This window comes from Pseudomonas sp. efr-133-TYG-103a, from assembly GCF_030209235.1.
Lineage (GTDB): Bacteria > Pseudomonadota > Gammaproteobacteria > Pseudomonadales > Pseudomonadaceae > Aquipseudomonas.
Window position 1 is genome coordinate 64,706 of record NZ_JARVSK010000036.1, and the last position, 17,628, is coordinate 82,333.

The 17,628-nt window shown below is 58.8% G+C and carries 13 protein-coding genes and 2 pseudogenes; 9 read left to right on the top strand and 6 right to left on the bottom strand.

The window, feature by feature from the left end:
• Positions 1–2: 2 nt before the first annotated feature.
• The 4 genes from QRN36_RS25080 to yaaA all read right to left on the bottom strand — a co-directional run bounded on the left by QRN36_RS25080 (position 3) and on the right by yaaA (position 5,893).
• Positions 3–1,175, bottom strand: a complete 1,173-nt coding sequence (locus tag QRN36_RS25080) for a PilZ domain-containing protein (RefSeq protein ID WP_285426501.1) — start codon at positions 1,173–1,175, stop codon at positions 3–5.
• A 54-nt stretch (positions 1,176–1,229) separates the two neighbouring features.
• A complete protein-coding gene (gene alg8 / locus QRN36_RS25085) occupies positions 1,230–2,711 on the bottom strand; it encodes a mannuronan synthase (protein ID WP_285426502.1) in 1,482 nt (493 codons plus the stop codon).
• A gap of 134 nt (positions 2,712–2,845) precedes the next feature.
• Positions 2,846–4,162: a nucleotide sugar dehydrogenase gene (locus QRN36_RS25090; RefSeq protein ID WP_285426503.1), complete on the bottom strand. Its 1,317-nt coding sequence runs from the start codon at positions 4,160–4,162 to the stop codon at positions 2,846–2,848.
• A gap of 951 nt (positions 4,163–5,113) precedes the next feature.
• The gene (gene yaaA / locus QRN36_RS25095) at positions 5,114–5,893 is read right to left on the bottom strand and encodes a peroxide stress protein YaaA (RefSeq protein ID WP_285426504.1); all 780 of its coding nucleotides are present in this window, start codon (positions 5,891–5,893) and stop codon (positions 5,114–5,116) included.
• Between the two features lie 185 nt (positions 5,894–6,078).
• On the opposite strand from yaaA, the pseudogene QRN36_RS25100 reads away from it, so the two are divergent.
• From QRN36_RS25100 to moaE, 5 genes and pseudogenes are all read left to right on the top strand, one after another.
• Positions 6,079–7,254, top strand: a pseudogene (locus tag QRN36_RS25100) (polysaccharide deacetylase family protein); the annotation flags it as partial.
• Between the two features lie 390 nt (positions 7,255–7,644).
• Positions 7,645–9,039: a PhoH family protein gene (locus QRN36_RS25105; RefSeq protein ID WP_093462094.1), complete on the top strand. Its 1,395-nt coding sequence runs from the start codon at positions 7,645–7,647 to the stop codon at positions 9,037–9,039.
• A gap of 235 nt (positions 9,040–9,274) precedes the next feature.
• Positions 9,275–9,760 carry a cyclic pyranopterin monophosphate synthase MoaC gene (gene moaC / locus QRN36_RS25110; RefSeq protein ID WP_285426505.1) on the top strand — a complete coding sequence of 162 codons (486 nt, stop codon included), beginning with the start codon at positions 9,275–9,277 and terminating at the stop codon, positions 9,758–9,760.
• The gene (locus QRN36_RS25115) at positions 9,757–10,008 is read left to right on the top strand and encodes a MoaD/ThiS family protein (RefSeq protein ID WP_306470581.1); all 252 of its coding nucleotides are present in this window, start codon (positions 9,757–9,759) and stop codon (positions 10,006–10,008) included. The genes moaC and QRN36_RS25115 overlap by 4 nt, the downstream gene beginning before the upstream one ends.
• Before the next feature lie 2 nt (positions 10,009–10,010).
• Positions 10,011–10,460 (top strand): molybdopterin synthase catalytic subunit MoaE, encoded by a 450-nt coding sequence (gene moaE / locus QRN36_RS25120; RefSeq protein ID WP_285426506.1) that lies wholly within the window; start codon positions 10,011–10,013, stop codon positions 10,458–10,460.
• Positions 10,461–10,594: 134 nt separating this feature from the next.
• Here moaE and rhlB read toward each other — a convergent pair.
• A pseudogene (gene rhlB / locus QRN36_RS25125) lies at positions 10,595–11,881 on the bottom strand (ATP-dependent RNA helicase RhlB); the annotation flags it as partial.
• Positions 11,882–12,163: 282 nt separating this feature from the next.
• On the bottom strand, positions 12,164–12,820 hold the full coding sequence (locus tag QRN36_RS25130; protein WP_285426508.1) for an alpha/beta hydrolase: 657 nt from the start codon (positions 12,818–12,820) through the stop codon (positions 12,164–12,166).
• A 488-nt stretch (positions 12,821–13,308) separates the two neighbouring features.
• On the opposite strand from QRN36_RS25130, the gene QRN36_RS25135 reads away from it, so the two are divergent.
• The 4 genes from QRN36_RS25135 to QRN36_RS25150 all read left to right on the top strand — a co-directional run bounded on the left by QRN36_RS25135 (position 13,309) and on the right by QRN36_RS25150 (position 17,470).
• Complete coding sequence (locus tag QRN36_RS25135) at positions 13,309–14,340, top strand: amino acid ABC transporter substrate-binding protein (protein ID WP_285426509.1); 1,032 nt, start codon at positions 13,309–13,311, stop codon at positions 14,338–14,340.
• Positions 14,341–14,405: 65 nt separating this feature from the next.
• Entirely contained in the window at positions 14,406–15,587 is a 1,182-nt protein-coding gene (locus QRN36_RS25140; protein ID WP_285426510.1) for an amino acid ABC transporter permease, read from the top strand.
• Positions 15,588–15,597: 10 nt separating this feature from the next.
• On the top strand, positions 15,598–16,695 hold the full coding sequence (locus tag QRN36_RS25145) for an amino acid ABC transporter permease (protein WP_285426511.1): 1,098 nt from the start codon (positions 15,598–15,600) through the stop codon (positions 16,693–16,695).
• 10 nt (positions 16,696–16,705) lie between these two features.
• Positions 16,706–17,470 (top strand): amino acid ABC transporter ATP-binding protein, encoded by a 765-nt coding sequence (locus tag QRN36_RS25150; protein WP_093462069.1) that lies wholly within the window; start codon positions 16,706–16,708, stop codon positions 17,468–17,470.
• Positions 17,471–17,628 lie beyond the last annotated feature (158 nt).

Here is a 17,628-nt window from a genome sequence, read left to right on the forward strand (position 1 = left end):
GTTTAGAGACCTGCGGCCGTGGCTTTGTCGATCAGCCAGTTCAGCGAAGGACCGCGATCGCTGACCACTTCTACCGGACGACCGGCCAGGGTGCTACTCAGGGATTCATCAGGCTGGATCTGTACGCGCAGGTCCGAAGACAGGTCAGCGGGGCTCAGCGCAGTGGAGCTGACGATCTTGCCGCTGTGAGTGCCTTCTTCGCCGGCCACCTGGAAGTTGACGCGAGCGCCCGGCTGCACATCGGCAAACTGGCGGTAGGTGAAGCGGGCATCGATGTTGGCGGCGACGTTGCGCGGCACCATCTGGAAGATCACGTCGCCTTTGGCAGCGTATTGACCGTTGGCAACCAGTTGCTTGCCGATGATGCAATCACATGGGCTGGTCAGAGTACCGGCGAGCTGGCGACCGAAGAGCTCTTCGATTTTCGCGGGCTGCATTTCGTCCGGGTCCAGGTTGCCCTTGAGTACGTCGAGCATGCTGGTGTTGAACGAGGCCAGTGGTGCGCCTTTGGCGACCTGACCGTCCGGTGCGACCAGGCTGGTCACGGTGCCGTCGCGTGGCATGGTCACATCCATGGTCGGCACGCTGACCAGACCGGACGTGGAGTGGCTGACGAAGTACATGCCGTAAACGGACTTGGCCACGAAACCGAATGCCGCCAGGCCGACGATGAAGATACCGGCGCTGAAGGTCACGGCACGCAGGCGACCGAAGGCGCTCATGCCGCTGCCGGTGTCCTTGTTCTTGCGGGCCTTGGTGAAGTTGTCGCGCTGCAGGGTGGCCAGCACTTCACCCATGCTGACGATCTCGCCGCTCAGGTGGGAAGTGATCAGGTGACGCAGGGTCGCGATGTCCTGAGCTTCCAGATGCTGGAACTGGCAGCCGACGCGGCCGGTCGTCGAATCGATCGCGCGAACCTGCAGTTCGACGTCCATCGCCAGGCCCAGGTTGTCGATCAGGAATTGCAGACGGCCCTTGATCACTTCACCCACGGAAGGGCGCTGACCAGCCGGTGCGACATAGCTCAGACCGCCAGCGGAGAGGTCTTCGACCCGAACCAGCGGCGCGTTGGGCTGGCCGTTGAGCAGGCGCAGCTTGGCAGGGATTTTGACCCGGGCGTGCTGACGCTGGGCTTCGGATTCATGGACGACGTTCACATTCACGGCTGTATTCATGGCGGTAATTCCTGATTAATCGAGTTGATCCATTGGTGCGGTCAGAGACCCGGGTCAGACCATTGTCAGCAGCACGGCAACAAAGATGCTGCCAGCCGAAAAAGTCATGGTCCGAGACGACCAGGTGTTGAACCAACCCTGGAAGCTGGCCATGTCACGGCTCAGTTTTGTGTCCTGGCGAGTCCAGGACTGGCGGTCGAGGCGGAAGAAAACGTAAATCTTCATCAGCGCACCGACGATCTGGTTGTAATACAGAATCATGGGGTAGGCCGGCCCGATGGCGTGGCCGGAGCACGACAGCAACAGCGTGAGAATCAGACGCGTGATACCGATCCACAGCAGGTACGCCAGCAGGAAACTCACGCCGTATTTGAGGCTGGCGAGAATCGCGACGGTCAGGCCGAGAATCGAGGTCCACATCGACACGCGCTGGTCGAACAGCACGATGCTGGTGAACACACCCAGGCGACGGACACCCAGGCCAAGCGCTCGAGAGTTCTGGCGGAGGTTGTTACCGTACCAGCGATACATAAGCTTGCGACTGGCCTTGAGGAAGCTCTTCTCAGGCGGGTGCTCGACGGTGTTGATCGCGGCGTCCGGCACGTAGAACGTGTCGTAGCCCAGGCGCATCAGGCTGAACCAGCTGGACTTGTCGTCACCGGTCAGGAACTTGAAGCGGCCAAGGCGCCAGTGCTGGAGCGAATCGCTCTCCACGTCGGCGATGAAGTCCGGGTCGGTGACCACGGTGGCGCGGAACACAGACATGCGGCCGGTCATGGTCAGCACGCGCTTGGACAGGGCCATCGAGCACATGTTGATATGACGCTGGGCGAAACGCAGCTTGTGCCATTCGCTCATGATGTAGCCGCCGCGTACTTCGCAGAACTCGTTGGTGGTCAGGCCGCCGACGTTGCCGAACAGCTGGAACCACGGCACGGTCTTGCGAACCACGCCTTCTGCCAGAACGGTGTCGCCGTCGATCACCGCAACCACTGCACGGTCATCCGGCATATGGCGCGAGATCGCGCGGAAACCGAAGGCCAGACCGTCACGCTTGCCGGTACCGGCGATGCGCACGAAGTCCAGTTTCACATGCTCGGGCGGGTTGTACTTGGCCCACAGTGCCTTGACCAGCAGCTCGTCCGACATCTCGACCAGCGAGCAGACGACGGTGGTCGGGTAGCCGGAATTGATCGCTTCCTGAATCACCGAGCTGTACACCTGAGCGGTGGTCAGCGCGTCGATACGGAAACTGGTGACCATCAGAAACACGTGGGATGGATCGGCCGCCTTGCCCAGCTTGCGCACTTTACGACGCAGGTGTGGGTAGACGATGTAAAGAAAAATCATGCCGCGCACAAAGTGCGTTGCGCCCATCGAGTAACGCCAGATACCGACGATACCGACCAGGAAAATAAAGTCTTTCGACTGAGAGTCGAATAGCGACTTGGGCAGCGCCATTGCAATGGCTGCCAGCAAACTCAGATAAAACAGCCAACCTGCGGCTTGAAGCAAGCCGTGCTTGAGCCTTTGCATAGTTCGTATCCCTTGAAGTCAGTTGCAACCAAGCCGCAGGCCTCAAACCTCAAGCTGCAAGCGGATGACCGCTTGCAGCACTGAGCATGAAACTTGAAACCTGCAGCTTGTGGCTTGGCGCTTGCCGCCGCCTCTTACCAGCAAATGCCTTCGGTCTGACCGTCTTCGGTGGTGGTGCCTTTCATGAAGCCCACCAGGTCGATGACGCGCTTGCCAGCTGGCGCTTCGTTGGCCAGTGCACGGAAACGCTCGTCACGGTTGCCGAGGATGATCACGTCGGAGTTGTTGATCACGGCGTCGAAGTCCGAGTTGAGCAGGGACGAAACGTGCGGGATCTTGGACTCGATGTAGTCCTTGTTGGCGCCGTGGACGCGGGCGTATTCGACGTTGCTGTCGAAGATGCTCAGGTCGAAACCTTTACCGATCAGCATTTCTGCCAGCTCGACCAGCGGGCTCTCGCGCAGGTCGTCGGTACCGGCCTTGAAGCTCAGACCCAGCAGGGCAACCTTGCGGGTGTCGCCGGAGGCAACGATGTCGAATGCGTTCTGAACCTGGGAGACGTTACTGCGCATCAGCGAGTTGAGCAGTGGCGCTTCTACGTCCAGCGAGCTTGCGCGGTAGGTCAGGGCGCGAACGTCTTTAGGCAGGCAGGAACCGCCGAAAGCGAAGCCTGGGCGCATGTAGTACTGCGACAGGTTCAGGGCCTTGTCCTGGCAGACAACTTCCATCACTTCGCGGCCGTCGACGCCGACTGCCTTGGCGATGTTGCCGATTTCGTTGGCGAAGGTGACCTTGGTCGCGTGCCAGACGTTGCAGGTGTACTTGATCATCTCGGCAACGGCGATGTCCTTGCGGATGATCGGCGCGTCGAGTTCTTCGTACAGGGATTGCAGAACGTCACCGGACGCCTTGTCGAATTCGCCGATCACGGTCATCGGAGGATGATCGTAGTCTTTGATCGCGGTGCTCTCGCGCAGGAATTCAGGGTTGACCGCTACGCCGAAATCGACGCCGGCTTTCTTGCCCGAGCAGTCTTCCAGGATCGGGATGACCACGTTGGCGACGGTGCCTGGCAGCACGGTGCTGCGCACGACGATGGTGTGGCGGGAAGTCTTGTCACGCAGGACGAAGCCGATTTCGCGGCAGACAGACTCGATGAAATCCAGCTCCAGATCGCCGTTTTTCTTGCTGGGCGTACCCACGCAGATCATCGACAGGTCAGTGGCGCGAATCGCCTCGGAAAAGTCGGTGGTGCCGCGCAGCTTGCCAGTCTTGATGCCGTTCTCCAGGAGTTCACCCAGACCCGGCTCCACGATTGGAGATTTGCCCTGGTTGATCAGATCGATCTTGGCGGCGGAGATATCCACGCCAACAACATCATGACCACGCGCCGAGAGGCAACCAGCACATACTGCACCGACATAGCCCAAACCAAAGATGCTGATATGCATCGTAATCTCCTCGATTTTTACGCCATTTAGTTGGCTGGATATAAATACTGTCTAACAACTTTTTCGCGCACTCGTCCGCACGGCAAAGATTGTCGTGACACAAGCACAGGCAGAATTTAAATAGGGGCGGCCTGATTCCGTAGGCGGGCCCGAATATTACAGATTACTAGCGTCGAATAACCTATATATAAATATGTAAGTTTTCGATCTGAGATGTGGCATAGCACTCCATCGAACGGTTGCGAGTCGCTGTCGCGCCTCTGGCTCAAGGCTTTTGGCCATGGTCAGTCATATCCTGCCCGGCAGTAACTGCAGGCACCCGATTGGTGCTTGCTCGGTTTACTTCAACTAGTTTGGTGCGTTCTCTCCTTGCACGTACCACATTGACCGACTGGTCTAACTACGTTGATAAGCAACTTTCAGATCTGTCCTATTGCCATGTAAGAGATGTCTCACAAGGTGGACGAGAATTGTTACGGGATGTAGGAGCCTGAGCATTCCCCATAAGTTCCTGGCCGCTCGTCCTCTTTTTGAGATTTTTCGAAATACATCTGCAATCCTGAATGGCGGCACTATGATGTCACACTTCGGTCCGGCCCTTAGTTACAAGGGGTTTGCGGGGAGTGCATGTAACTCTGCCACTAGTGCGGAGCAGCAATGTGCTACCAGTCAAAAATGTTGTTAAATTTTTGAGAAAAATTCTGGGAACTTATTTTCGCCTGAATATTGGCGTCAAAAGGCTGTTTGCTCCGCCGTTCGTCAGCCAAACGGGCGTTCAGGGAACTTCAAAACCACCCTTTTGAGGGTGTAAATGTTCCTCCAAACGGAATGATCCGATGCGCTGTTAACGCGCACTGCATCTCATCGGGAGAAGTTGGAGTGAGACCGGCGCCGAAATGCGCCGTTTGGGAGAGTCAGGAGAGCACTGGATCGGCGCGCTCCTGTCGGTTGTCAGGCTTGTTGCTCGTCACGCAGGAACACCAGTTTGTCCGCTTTGGACAGCTCTTTGCTGTATCGATAGCCCTGAACATCGAATTGTTTCAGGTCGTCAGGCTTGTCGATTCGCTCCGAAATCACGAAGCGGCTCATCATGCCGCGCGCTTTTTTCGCGTAGAAGCTGATGATTTTGTACTGACCGTTTTTCTGGTCACGAAACTCGGTGTCGATCACGCGGGCGTTGAGGGCCGGGCGTTTGACCGCTGAAAAATACTCGTTTGAAGCCAGATTGAGCAGCACGTCATCGCCCTGGTCGGCCAGTGCTTCATTAAGCCATTCGCTGATCCGGTTGCCCCAGAATGCGTAAAGATCCTTGCCGCGCGCGTTGGCGAGTTTGGTGCCCATTTCCAGACGATAGGGCTGCATCAGGTCGAGCGGGCGCAGCAGGCCATACAGCCCAGACAGCATGCGCAGGTATTGCTGGGCGTAATCGAGATCAGCCTGACTGAGGGTCTCGGCGGCCAGACCGGTATAAACGTCGCCTTTGAACGCCAGCAGCGCCTGCTTGGCATTCTCTGGCGTGAAGGCGGGCGTCCAGCTGCCGAAGCGCGCGGCGTTCAGGCCGGCCAGTTTGTCAGACAGATCCATGAGCTCGCTGATCTGCGACGGGGTCAGCTCGCGCAATTGCGTGATCAGTTCCTGAGAGTGATCCAGGTACTGCGGCTGGGTAAATTTCGTGGTGGTCGGCGGTGTTTCGAAATCGAGGGTTTTCGCTGGGGATATCACCATCAGCATGCGGTCGTCTCCTTTGATCGTGACGGCGATTCTAGGGGTTGTGCCCGGATGACTCCAGCTATGGTGATGATAGGTGCGGCGCAGATCAGGTCGGTGTGACCTGCAACCTGCAAGGGCGTCAGCCAATCCGCTATAGTGCTTCGCCGGTTTCGGCCTCTTTATTCAAGGATTGGGAGCACGTCGTTTTGCGCATGCTGTTATTGATTGGCGCCTGCCTGGTAGGACTCAACGCACAGGCGGCGACTGGCGACATCGCGACACTGGATCGCAGTGTCTGGCCTGAAGCGCTTGAAACACCGCAACTGTTCGATGTCGCCTCCCGGGCGCAAATATTAAGCTTCGCCCATCAACTGCTGGAAAGCGAAAACCTCAGCGATGCTCAGCTCGCGGGGCGGTTGGGCCTGCGGCAAGTCAACTCGCCAACCATCAATCTGATTCGCACCCGTCTGTGGTCGCGCCTGTTCGAAAACTGGAAGGCAGCAGAGAAGTCGTGCGACGCCGACGCCTCTTTCTGCGTGCTGGTCGATGACGTGCCGATGCTGCGTCAGCGCGCGGCGGAATATAAAGTTGCCGACGACTCGTTCTACGCCGGTTGGGCAGCGCCGGCCGATGCCTTCAGTCAGCGTTATCTGAACGAATTGCTGCGCATGGCAGCGTTGTTTCCGCAGACCAGCAGCGAGATCGAGCGCTATAACTCCGATGAGTTGAGCGGCGAAGAGATGCCTGATCGAACCTTCCTGCTCAACTTCGAGAGCGGTCCGACAGTGGCAGACGGCGCGACCGACTGGCTGGCGGACTTCATGCGTCAGCAGAAAATCAACGCTACGTTCTTCGTCCTGGGCAAGAGCCTGCAGAGCCGTCTGGACGCCTCGTCGCCCCAGGCGTTGCAGAATGTGTACCGGCAACAATGCGTAGGGCTGCAAGGCTGGGAGTACCGCTCACACGCGCACTGGGTCGACTGGCAGGATTCCATCGAGCGTACGGCGGCGCTGGCGCAGCAGGTGCTGCCGGACAACTTCGTGCCGCTGTTCCGCCCGCCCTACGGTCATCGCCGCGCCGACAGCGGGGCGTTCTTTCGCGATCAACAGATTCGCGTGTCGTTGTGGAATATCGATTCTCAGGACAGCTCGGGCCGTATCAGCGCCGAGCAGACCGCCAATCGCGTGTTGACCCTGATGCTGCTGTGGCGGCGAGGCAATATCGTGTTCCACGACAGCACCGACAAGGCGCAGCAAGCCGTGCCTTGGCTGATGGCCAACACCGCGCAAAGCGGGGTGTCGTGGGAGGACTGTCATATTTATCCGCAGCAACTGACGGACGAAGACGATGCGTCGCAAGAGGAGTCCAACGACCCGGGTGATGCGCCCACGGACGAACAACCCGCGGATTCGGCGGATCAGGCTGCAGAGCCCGTGGATCAAGGCGAGTAGAGGTTCTGATGAGGAGGCCGGTGGGAATTTTCCGAGGATTTCTTCCCGACCGGACTTCCGACTGTAAACGCGTGTGATCCATCCGCCAAGGGCTATTCGTCACGCCGTGAAATAAACTTGGAAAAGCCATCAAAACGCTTTTTCATGTCATCGGTTTTGCGGTATTACGACAACAGACCGCCGAACCCTGCAACACAGGTGGCGTCACCCAGACCCCACTTTGCGCAATTCTCTCCTGCCCTAAGGGGAGAGCCTCGGCGGCCTTTTCAGCGCAGCATCGCTGTGTGCTGCGTTACCTGGCTACTACAAAGGTGAGCGAGTATGGATGACCACGGACGCACCCCTTCCTCTAACCAGCCAATCCTCTATGTGCTCGATACCAATGTATTGATTCACGATCCAAACGCGCTTCTGAATTTCGAAGAACACCACGTTGCACTCCCCATGACGGTCCTGGAAGAACTGGACAAGCTCAAGGCGGGCAAGCACTCGGTCGCCGCCGAATGTCGGCAGGCGATCCGGTTGATAGACAAGACGCTCGGCGAAGCGACCCCGGAGGAGGTCGAGCAAGGCGTACCGATCGATCGCGGTACAGGTGTTTTCAAGGGTTACCTGTCCATTCTCATGACCAAGCGGCAAGAGCCCAACAGCCTGCTGCCCGACAACCTCAACGACAACATCATCATCAACCAGTTGATCGACCTGCATGCGCGTAAAAAGGACGTGCGTATCGTGCTGGTCACCAAAGACATCAACATGCGCCTGAAGGCGCGCGCCTGTGGCATCGAGGCAGAGGACTACAGCACCGACCAACTGGTTGATGATGTGTCGATGCTGTCTCGCGGTTATCACACGATGACCGGGTCCTTCTGGGACCGCGTCAGCAAGGTGGACACCCGCCAGGATCATGGTCGCACCTGGCACAAAGTGCAGATGACCGAACAGATTCCGGCGGTTCACATCAACGAGTTCATCATCGACGAGCAAGGTTTCGTCGGTTGGGTAAAAGGCGTCAAGGCCGATGAAATCCTGCTGCTGGACATGCATCAGGAACCGTTGCTGCATCAGGAAGCCTGGGGGCTGAAACCTCGCGATATCTACCAGGGTCTGGCGTTGTTCGCGTTGCTCGACCCCGATATCCATCTGGTCAATCTGTCCGGTGCCGCAGGTTCGGGCAAAACCATTCTGGCGCTGGCTGCGGCCATCGAACAGACCATGGTCAGCAAGCGTTATCGCCGTATCATCGCAACCCGCAGCGTGCAGGGGCTGGACCAGGAGATCGGCTTCCTGCCGGGCACCGAGGCGGAAAAAATGGAGCCTTGGCTCGGCGCCATTACCGACAACCTGGAAGCGTTGCACATGGATGATGAAAACACCCATGGCAGCGTCGATTACATCCTCAGCAAAGTACCGCTGCAGTTCAAATCCCTTAACTACATTCGAGGCCGCAGTTTCCAGCAAAGCCTGATCCTGATCGACGAATGCCAGAACCTGACGCCGCACCAGATGAAGACGATCATCACCCGTGCCGGCGCAGGCTCCAAGGTGGTCTGCCTGGGCAACCTTGCGCAGATCGACACCCCTTATCTGTCGGCCACCAGTTCTGGTCTGACTTACCTGACGGAGCGTTTCAAGGACTTCCCCAACGGCGTGCACATCACCCTGCAAGGCGTGCCGCGCTCGATCCTGGCTGAATACGCGGAGAGCCATCTTTAAACTGTTGCGTGAATCAGTGGGCGCCGACGTTCCGGCGCCCCTTTATTTCGCGGACCACTCCAGTTACGAGCCCCTGGATGGACATCCCATGTAGGAGCGTGGCTTGTCCCGCGATTGCGAGTTAGATCATCTACATCATCGTTAGCTGACCCACCCCGATGGCGGGACAAGCCACGCTCCTACAGTTTCCGCGTCGCAGGGTTTACAATCGCGACTCCTGTCCAGGAGTCATCCCGTGCTTACCCATCTCGATTCCCAAGGTCGCGCCAATATGGTCGACGTCACTGAAAAAGCCGTGACGTCCCGTGAGGCGGTGGCCGAAGCGCGTGTGCGCATGCTGCCCGAAACCCTGCAAATGATCGTCTCAGGCGGTCACCCGAAAGGTGATGTGTTCGCCGTTGCACGCATTGCCGGTATCCAGGCTGCGAAGAAAACCAGCGACCTCATCCCGTTGTGCCACCCGCTGATGCTGACCAGCGTCAAGGTCGAGCTCAACGCTGAAGGCCAGGATGCGGTCCACATCGTGGCGCGCTGCAAGCTTTCCGGGCAAACCGGCGTGGAAATGGAAGCCCTGACCGCTGCCAGCGTCGCCGCTTTGACGATCTACGACATGTGCAAGGCGGTCGATCGTGGCATGGTCATCGAGCAGGTGCGGCTACTGGAAAAACTTGGCGGCAAGAGCGGGCACTTCGTGGCCGATGAAAAGGCGGAGGCGCAATGACCATTCACGTTCAGGTTCAATTCTTCGCGCGTTTTCGCGAGACGCTGGGGACCGAAAGCGAGCAACTGGAAGGCAGCTTTGCCAATGTCGGCGCGATTCGTGAGCACCTGCTCGCCCGGGGCGGGGTGTGGGACGTGCTGGCTGAACAGAACATCATGTGCGCGCGCAATCAGGAACTCTGCTCGCTGACGGAACCCGTCGAGCAGGGTGACGAAGTGGCGTTCTTCCCGACTGTCACGGGAGGCTGAGCATGACCGTCCGCGTGCAGGCCGCACCGTTCGATCCAGGCGTTGAAGTCAATGCGATGCACGATGCCAATGTCGGCGTGGGCGCCGTGGTGAGCTTCGTCGGCTACGTCCGTGATTTCAACGACGGGCGAGAAGTGGCCGGAATGTTTCTCGAGCACTACCCCGGCATGACCGAAAAAGCGCTGGCCACGATCGTCGATGAAGCCCGGCAGCGCTGGCCGCTGCTCAGGATCGAGGTGCTGCATCGCATCGGCGAGCTGGCGCCTGGTGAGCCGATCGTCTTCGTCGGCGTCGCGAGTGCTCATCGTCAGGCCGCGTTCGAAGCCTGCGACTTCGTCATGGATTACCTGAAAACCCGCGCGCCGTTCTGGAAGAAGGAAAACACCTCACAAGGCCCACGCTGGGTGGAAGGGCGTGACAGCGATCACCAGGCGGCGGATCGCTGGAAATAAAGCCGACGTCCTTGAGGCGGCTACAAAACAACGTGGGAGCGAGCTTGCTCGCGAATACGTCGGATCTGTCACCCTTCTGGGGACTGGCCTGAACATTCGCGAGCAAGCTCGCTCCCACAGATTTTTTGTACCGCTTATTCCGCAGCAGGCTGCGCGCGTTGTTTGCGCACTACCGCCCGCAACAATTCGGTCGGTGGCATTTCGCAGCTGATCTTGCGGCCCAGTTTTTCTTCGATCGAAGGCAGCTGGTACGAATCGTCTTCCCCGGCGAAGCTGATCGACACGCCGTCGGCGCCCGCGCGGCCGGTACGACCGATGCGGTGGACGTAGTCGTCCGGCACTTCAGGCAGGGTGAAGTTGATCACGTGGCTGATGCCGTCGATGTGAATCCCGCGTCCAGCGACATCAGTAGCCACCAGCACGCGAATCTTGCCTTCACGGAAACCTTCCAGCGTCTTGATCCGCTTGTGCTGAGGCACATCGCCTGACAGCTGCGCGGCGTTGACGCCATCACGCACCAGTCGCTCTTCGATGCGGCGGACTTCGTCCTTGCGGTTGGCGAACACCATCACGCGTTCCCAGCCATTATCGTTGATCAGGTTGAACAGCAACTTGTACTTGTCAGCTGCAGCAACGGCATAGATATGCTGTTCGACGTTATCGCTGGCAACGTTTTCAGCCTCGATCTCGACGATGGCAGGATCGGTGGTCCACTGCTTCGCCAGGTTCATCACGTCTTCCGTGAAAGTGGCCGAGAACAGCAAGGTCTGACGCTCGCCCTTGTGCGGCGTCTGGCGAATGATCTGACGGACCTGCGGAATGAATCCCATGTCCAGCATGCGATCCGCTTCGTCGAGCACCATGACTTCGACCATGTCCAGGTGCACTTCACCACGCTGGTTGAAGTCCAGCAGACGGCCCGGTGTCGCCACCAGAATGTCGCAATGGCGGGCTTCGAGCTGTTTGAGTTGCTTGTCGAAGTCCATGCCGCCGACGAACGTCATCACGTTCAGATTGGTGTATTTGGTCAGGGCCGCTGCGTCCTTGGCGATCTGCACCACCAGTTCGCGAGTCGGCGCGATGATCAGCGCACGTGGCTCACCCATGTAACGCTCCTTGGGAGGCGGCGTCTGGGTCAGCTGGGTGATGATCGAAATCAGAAACGCGGCGGTCTTGCCGGTACCGGTCTGAGCGCGGCCGATCGCATCCTTGCCCTTGAGCGTGAAACCCAGGACGCCTGCCTGAATCGGCGTGCAATAAGGGAAACCCAGGTCATGGATGGCGTGCATCAGTTCCGGCGCGAGCGGGAAGTCGTGGAAACGAGTCTTGCCTTCTTGTGGCTCGACTTTGAAGTCTTCGAGGTTCCAGGCCGGGACGACAGGCTTGGGCGCTCGTTCGCGACGTGGCCTTTCCGTTTTTGGCCGCGTGTGCGCAGGCTTGCCGGCGGCTTCAGGCTCAGCTTCGGACACGACAGGCGTGGCGGTTTCCCGATGCGTCGTTTCGGTCGGGGTTCTGGAAGCGGGGAGGGGTGCTGGTGCGAGCTGCTCAGCCTCGCTTTTACCGAACATCTTTTTAAGTGCTTTGAGCACGGTCATCTCATCGATTGATTAAGGAATGTACGCCGGGCAGTGTAAAGCAAGAACCCGGCGCGGCGTAGTGCCATACCAAATCCGCAAGACAATTGGAAGGATCAGGCGTCTGTTTTAGCGCAGCCGATCCCCGAGCCAGACGCCTATGTCGGAAATTTCCTGCGGTAACACTTCGTGCCCCATTGGGTATTCCTGCCATGTCGCGGTGACGCCGTGGGCTTTTAGCTGCTCGTAAGCGGTTCTGCCCATCGGGTTGTGGACGACTTCGTCATGGCTGCCATGCAAGCAATACACCGGAATACGTTGCTGGCTGGCGGACAGGCTCATTTCATCGCTGAAGGTCGGCGCGTAGGTCGACAGTGCCAGGACCCCGCCCAGCGGGCCTTGCCAGCGCAGGAAAGCGGTGTGAAGCACCACCGCGCCGCCCTGCGAAAAACCCGCGAGGAAGATGCGCGCAGGGTCGATGCCGCCATCACGTTGTGCCTCGATCAGGCTGAGAATGCGCTGCGCCGAGCCTTCCAGCTGTTCGCGGTCGATCGCGCGGGCCGGACTCATGGCCTTGATGTCGTACCAGCTGGGCATCTCGTAGCCGCCGTTGACCGTCACTGGGCGGGTCGGCGCCTGCGGCAGCACGAACCGCGTGGTCTTCAGCGATTCCTGCAACGCTTCGGCGACCGGCAGGAAGTCAAAGCGATCTGCGCCCAGGCCGTGCAGCCAGATAACGCAGGCATCGGCGGGCTGTTCAGGCTCGATGATCAACGGTTCGCTCATGTGTGCTCCATTTGTGTGCGGCGGCTCTGGCGCGATGCTTTAAGGCGGTGCGCGAGCATTGGCGGATATGAAAGAAGATGTCGCAAGGTTACAAGTTTTGCGCTTGACCTGTCGCTAATTCGACTTTGCCAGCATGGTGGTACGGGCTTTGCTACAAAACCCCCGGAGTGAAGGCGCTCACCTCTGCGGTAACACTGATGCGGCTTTTCAGAGTCAGTCTATCGTTACGTCGCAGGCAACAAGGAGTCCATCGAGCGGGATTCCAGGCACGATCCGCTTTGAACCTCGTGGTTCAAGGACATCATGGGGCTTCAGTCCGTTTGACCCGATCGATTCCGAAGTCTGCACTGGGCAGGCAGCCCTGCATGACCGGAATCGGGTCTTACGTCGCATGACCCAAAAACAAGCCAGCACGGGTCATTAATGCCTCACAAGGGTGCGACGGGACTAAAAGCTCCTACACAACAAAGAGCAAACTGGAGGTTTGAATGAAGATGTTGAAATCCACCCTGGCTGTAGTGGCCGCCGCGGCAGCACTTGGTATGACCGGTTTCGCTCAGGCGGGCGCCAAACTGGACGCCATCCAGAAGAAAGGCTTCATCCAGTGCGGCGTCAGTGACGGTCTGCCAGGTTTCTCGGTCCCTGACAAAAGCGGCACCATCCAGGGTATCGACGCGGACTTCTGCCGTGCAGTCGCGGCTGCTGTCTTTGGCGACGCCAAGAAAGTCAAATTCAGCCAGCTGAACGCTAAAGAGCGTTTCACCGCGCTGCAGTCCGGCGAAATCGACATCCTGTCGCGCAACACCACCTGGACCAGCTCCCGCGATGCGAGCATGGGTCTGGAGTTCCCGGGCTTCGTGACTTACTACGACGGCGTTGGCTTCCTGGCCAACAGCAAGCTGGGCGTGAAGAGCGCCAAGGAACTGGACGGCGCGACCATCTGTATTCAGGCCGGAACCACCACCGAGCTGAACGTGTCGGACTACTTCCGCGCGAACAACCTGAAATACACCCCGATCACGTTCGACACCTCCGACGAAAGCGCCAAGTCGCTGGAATCCGGCCGTTGCGACGTGCTGACCTCCGACAAATCGCAGCTGTACGCACAGCGCTCCAAGCTGGCTTCGCCGAAAGACTACGTCGTTCTGCCTGAAACCATTTCCAAGGAGCCTCTGGCACCGGTCGTGGCCCGTGGTGACGACGAGTGGACTTCTATCGTTCGCTGGGTCGGTTATGCCCTGCTGAACACTGAAGAAGCCGGCATCACTTCCAAGAACGTGGAAGCCGAAGCCAAGGCCACCAAGAACCCAGACGTCGCTCGTCTGCTGGGTGCTGACGGTGAATACGGTCCTCAGCTGAAACTGCCGAAGGACTGGGTCGTCAAGATCGTTGCTCAAGTCGGTAACTACGGCGAAATCTTCGAGAAGAACCTGGGCAAATCCACTGCTCTGGAAATCGAACGCGGTCAAAACGCTTTGTGGAACGCCGGCGGTATTCAATACGCGCCACCAGTGCGTTGATTGACCTGTGCCCGGCTGCGTGAACCGCAGCTGGGTACTTCGTTGCATTTCATCCGGGGCACTCCATGCAAAATCAAATCAGCGCACCAAAGCAGAGGCTATCCCTCAGCGATCCCAAAGTGCGTGCGTGGCTATTTCAGATAATCACGGTTATCGCTGTAGTCGCGATGGGTTGGTATCTGTTCGATAACACCCAAACCAACCTGCAACACCGGGGCATCACCTCAGGTTTCGGTTTCCTTGAAAACAGTGCCGGCTTCGGCATCGCGCAGCACCTGATTCCTTTCAAGGAATCGGACAGCTACGCGCGGGTTTTCCTTATCGGTTTGCTCAACACGCTGCTGGTGACTTTCATCGGCGTGATCCTCGCGACTCTGCTCGGCTTTATCGTCGGCGTGGCGCGTTTGTCCAACAACTGGATCGTCAACAAGCTGGCAACTGTCTACGTCGAAGTGTTCCGTAACATTCCGCCGCTGCTGCAGATCCTGTTCTGGTACTTCGCCGTGTTCCTGACCCTGCCAGGCCCAAGGGCGGCGCATGGTTTCCTGGGCTCGTTCTTCGTCAGCAGCCGTGGTCTGAACATGCCTGCGGCGATCACCAATGACGCCACCTGGCCGTTCGTGATCAGCATCGTGCTGGCCATCGTCGCGATCGTCATCATGACCAAATGGGCGAACAAGCGCTTCGAAGCCACCGGCGAGCCTTTTCACAAGTTCTGGGCGGGCCTTGCCCTGTTCATCGTGATCCCGGCGCTGTGTGCATTGATCTTCGGTGCGCCCGTGCATTGGGAACTGCCGGAACTCAAGGGCTTCAACTTCGTCGGCGGCTGGGTGTTGATCCCCGAACTGCTGGCGCTGACCCTGGCCCTGACGGTCTATACGGCGGCATTCATTGCCGAAATCGTGCGTTCGGGTATCAAGTCGGTCAGCCACGGCCAGACCGAAGCCGCGCGCTCGCTGGGTCTGCGTCCCGGCCCGACGCTGCGCAAGGTCATCATTCCGCAGGCCATGCGAGTGATCATCCCGCCGCTGACCAGCCAATACCTCAACCTGGCGAAGAACTCCTCGCTGGCGGCCGGTATCGGTTACCCGGAAATGGTTTCGCTGTTCGCCGGTACCGTGTTGAACCAGACCGGTCAGGCCATCGAAGTCATCGCTATCACCATGAGCGTATACCTGGCGATCAGTATCAGCATTTCTCTGCTGATGAACTGGTACAACAAGCGCATTGCGCTGATCGAGCGGTGAGGAAACGCGCATGACATCCCATACTTTCAAACCCGACATGCCGCCGCCGAGTAAAGTGTTCGGCCCGATGGCATGGATCCGCCAGAACCTGTTCTCGAACTGGATCAACACCCTGTTGACCCTGTTCGCGATCTATCTGATCTGGCTGATCGTTCCGCCGCTGTTGAGCTGGACCATTTTCGACGCCAACTGGGTCGGCACCACGCGCGCCGACTGCACCAAGGCTGGCGCCTGCTGGGTGTTCATCGAGCAGCGCATCGGTCAGTTCATGTACGGCTACTACCCGCAAGAACTGCGCTGGCGGGTCGATCTGACGGTCTGGCTGGCGATCATCGGCGCCGCGCCACTGTTCATCAAGATGATGCCGCGCAAAGCGATCTACGGCCTGTCTTTCCTGGTGATCTACCCGATCGTGGCTTTCTTCCTGCTGCATGGCGGCGTTTTCGGCATGACCGAAGTCGCCACCAGTCAGTGGGGCGGGTTGATGCTGACTCTGGTCATCGCCACCGTGGGCATCGCAGGGGCCTTGCCGCTTGGTGTGATCCTGGCGCTGGGGCGTCGCTCCGACATGCCGGCGATCCGCGTGATCTGCGTGACCTTCATCGAGTTCTGGCGCGGCGTTCCGCTGATCACCGTGCTGTTCATGTCCTCAGTGATGTTGCCGCTGTTCCTGCCTGAAGGCATGAACTTCGACAAACTGTTGCGCGCCCTGATCGGCGTGATCATGTTCCAGTCGGCCTATGTGGCCGAAGTGGTGCGCGGCGGCATGCAGGCGATCCCGAAAGGGCAGTACGAAGCCGCCGCCGCGATGGGCCTGGGTTACTGGCGCCGCATGGGCCTGGTGATTCTGCCGCAAGCCCTGAAGCTGGTCATTCCTGGTCTGGTCAACACCGTGATTGCGTTGTTCAAGGACACCAGCCTTGTGATCATCATCGGCCTGTTCGACCTGCTCAACAGCGTCAAACAAGCAGCCGCCGACCCCAACTGGCTCGGCATGGCGACCGAGGGCTACGTGTTTGCAGCCCTGGTGTTCTGGATTTTCTGTTTCGGCATGTCCCGCTACTCCATTCATCTGGAGCGTAAGTTGGACACAGGCCACAAGCGTTAGGAGTTTTGTGATGAGTGAAGTTATCAGTAAGCCTCTGGGCGCCGAAGGCATGATCCGGATGGAAGGCGTACACAAGTGGTACGGCCAGTTCCACGTGTTGAAAGACATCAACTTGAACGTGCGTCAGGGCGAGCGTATCGTCCTGTGCGGCCCGTCGGGTTCGGGCAAGTCGACCACCATTCGCTGCCTCAACCGTCTGGAAGAGCACCAGCAAGGCCGCATCATCGTCGACGGCACCGAGCTGACGTCAGATCTGAAGCAGATCGAGACCATCCGCCGCGAAGTCGGCATGGTGTTCCAGCACTTCAACCTGTTCCCGCATCTGACCATCCTGCAGAACTGCACGCTGGCGCCGATGTGGGTGCGCAAGATGCCCAAGCGCAAGGCTGAAGAAATCGCGATGCATTACCTGGAGCGCGTGCGCATTCCGGAGCAGGCACATAAATTCCCGGGTCAGCTTTCCGGTGGTCAGCAACAGCGTGTCGCCATCGCGCGCGCACTGTGCATGAAGCCGAAAATCATGCTGTTCGACGAGCCGACCTCGGCGCTCGACCCAGAGATGGTGAAAGAAGTGCTCGACACCATGGTGGGTCTGGCCGAAGAAGGCATGACCATGCTCTGCGTGACGCACGAGATGGGCTTTGCCCGTACCGTCGCCAACCGCGTGATCTTCATGGACAAGGGCGAAATCGTCGAACAGGCCGCACCGAACGACTTCTTCGACAACCCGCAAAGCGACCGCACCAAACTGTTCCTCAGCCAGATCCTGCACTGAGTCGACAGCCGCAGCACTGAAAAACCCGGGCCTGATGCCCGGGTTTTTTGTTTACGGAGGACGCGAGGCACCGCCTCTTCCCGGCTAAAGCCGGTCCTACAGGTGCCGCAGCTCTTCGTAGGACCGGCTTTAGCCGGGAAGAGGCGGTCCTACAGATG

Excerpts from the sequence above, each read along its gene's own strand:
- QRN36_RS25080 (WP_285426501.1), bottom strand. The coding sequence starts at position 1,175 with ATGAATACAGCCGTGAATGTGAACGTCGTCCATGAATCCGAAGCCCAG.
- alg8 (WP_285426502.1), bottom strand. The coding sequence starts at position 2,711 with ATGCAAAGGCTCAAGCACGGCTTGCTTCAAGCCGCAGGTTGGCTGTTT.
- QRN36_RS25090 (WP_285426503.1), bottom strand. The coding sequence starts at position 4,162 with ATGCATATCAGCATCTTTGGTTTGGGCTATGTCGGTGCAGTATGTGCT.
- yaaA (WP_285426504.1), bottom strand. The coding sequence starts at position 5,893 with ATGCTGATGGTGATATCCCCAGCGAAAACCCTCGATTTCGAAACACCG.
- QRN36_RS25105 (WP_093462094.1), top strand. The coding sequence starts at position 7,645 with ATGGATGACCACGGACGCACCCCTTCCTCTAACCAGCCAATCCTCTAT.
- QRN36_RS25115 (WP_306470581.1), top strand. The coding sequence starts at position 9,757 with ATGACCATTCACGTTCAGGTTCAATTCTTCGCGCGTTTTCGCGAGACG.
- moaE (WP_285426506.1), top strand. The coding sequence starts at position 10,011 with ATGACCGTCCGCGTGCAGGCCGCACCGTTCGATCCAGGCGTTGAAGTC.
- QRN36_RS25130 (WP_285426508.1), bottom strand. The coding sequence starts at position 12,820 with ATGAGCGAACCGTTGATCATCGAGCCTGAACAGCCCGCCGATGCCTGC.
- QRN36_RS25135 (WP_285426509.1), top strand. The coding sequence starts at position 13,309 with ATGAAGATGTTGAAATCCACCCTGGCTGTAGTGGCCGCCGCGGCAGCA.
- QRN36_RS25140 (WP_285426510.1), top strand. The coding sequence starts at position 14,406 with ATGCAAAATCAAATCAGCGCACCAAAGCAGAGGCTATCCCTCAGCGAT.
- QRN36_RS25145 (WP_285426511.1), top strand. The coding sequence starts at position 15,598 with ATGACATCCCATACTTTCAAACCCGACATGCCGCCGCCGAGTAAAGTG.
- QRN36_RS25150 (WP_093462069.1), top strand. The coding sequence starts at position 16,706 with ATGAGTGAAGTTATCAGTAAGCCTCTGGGCGCCGAAGGCATGATCCGG.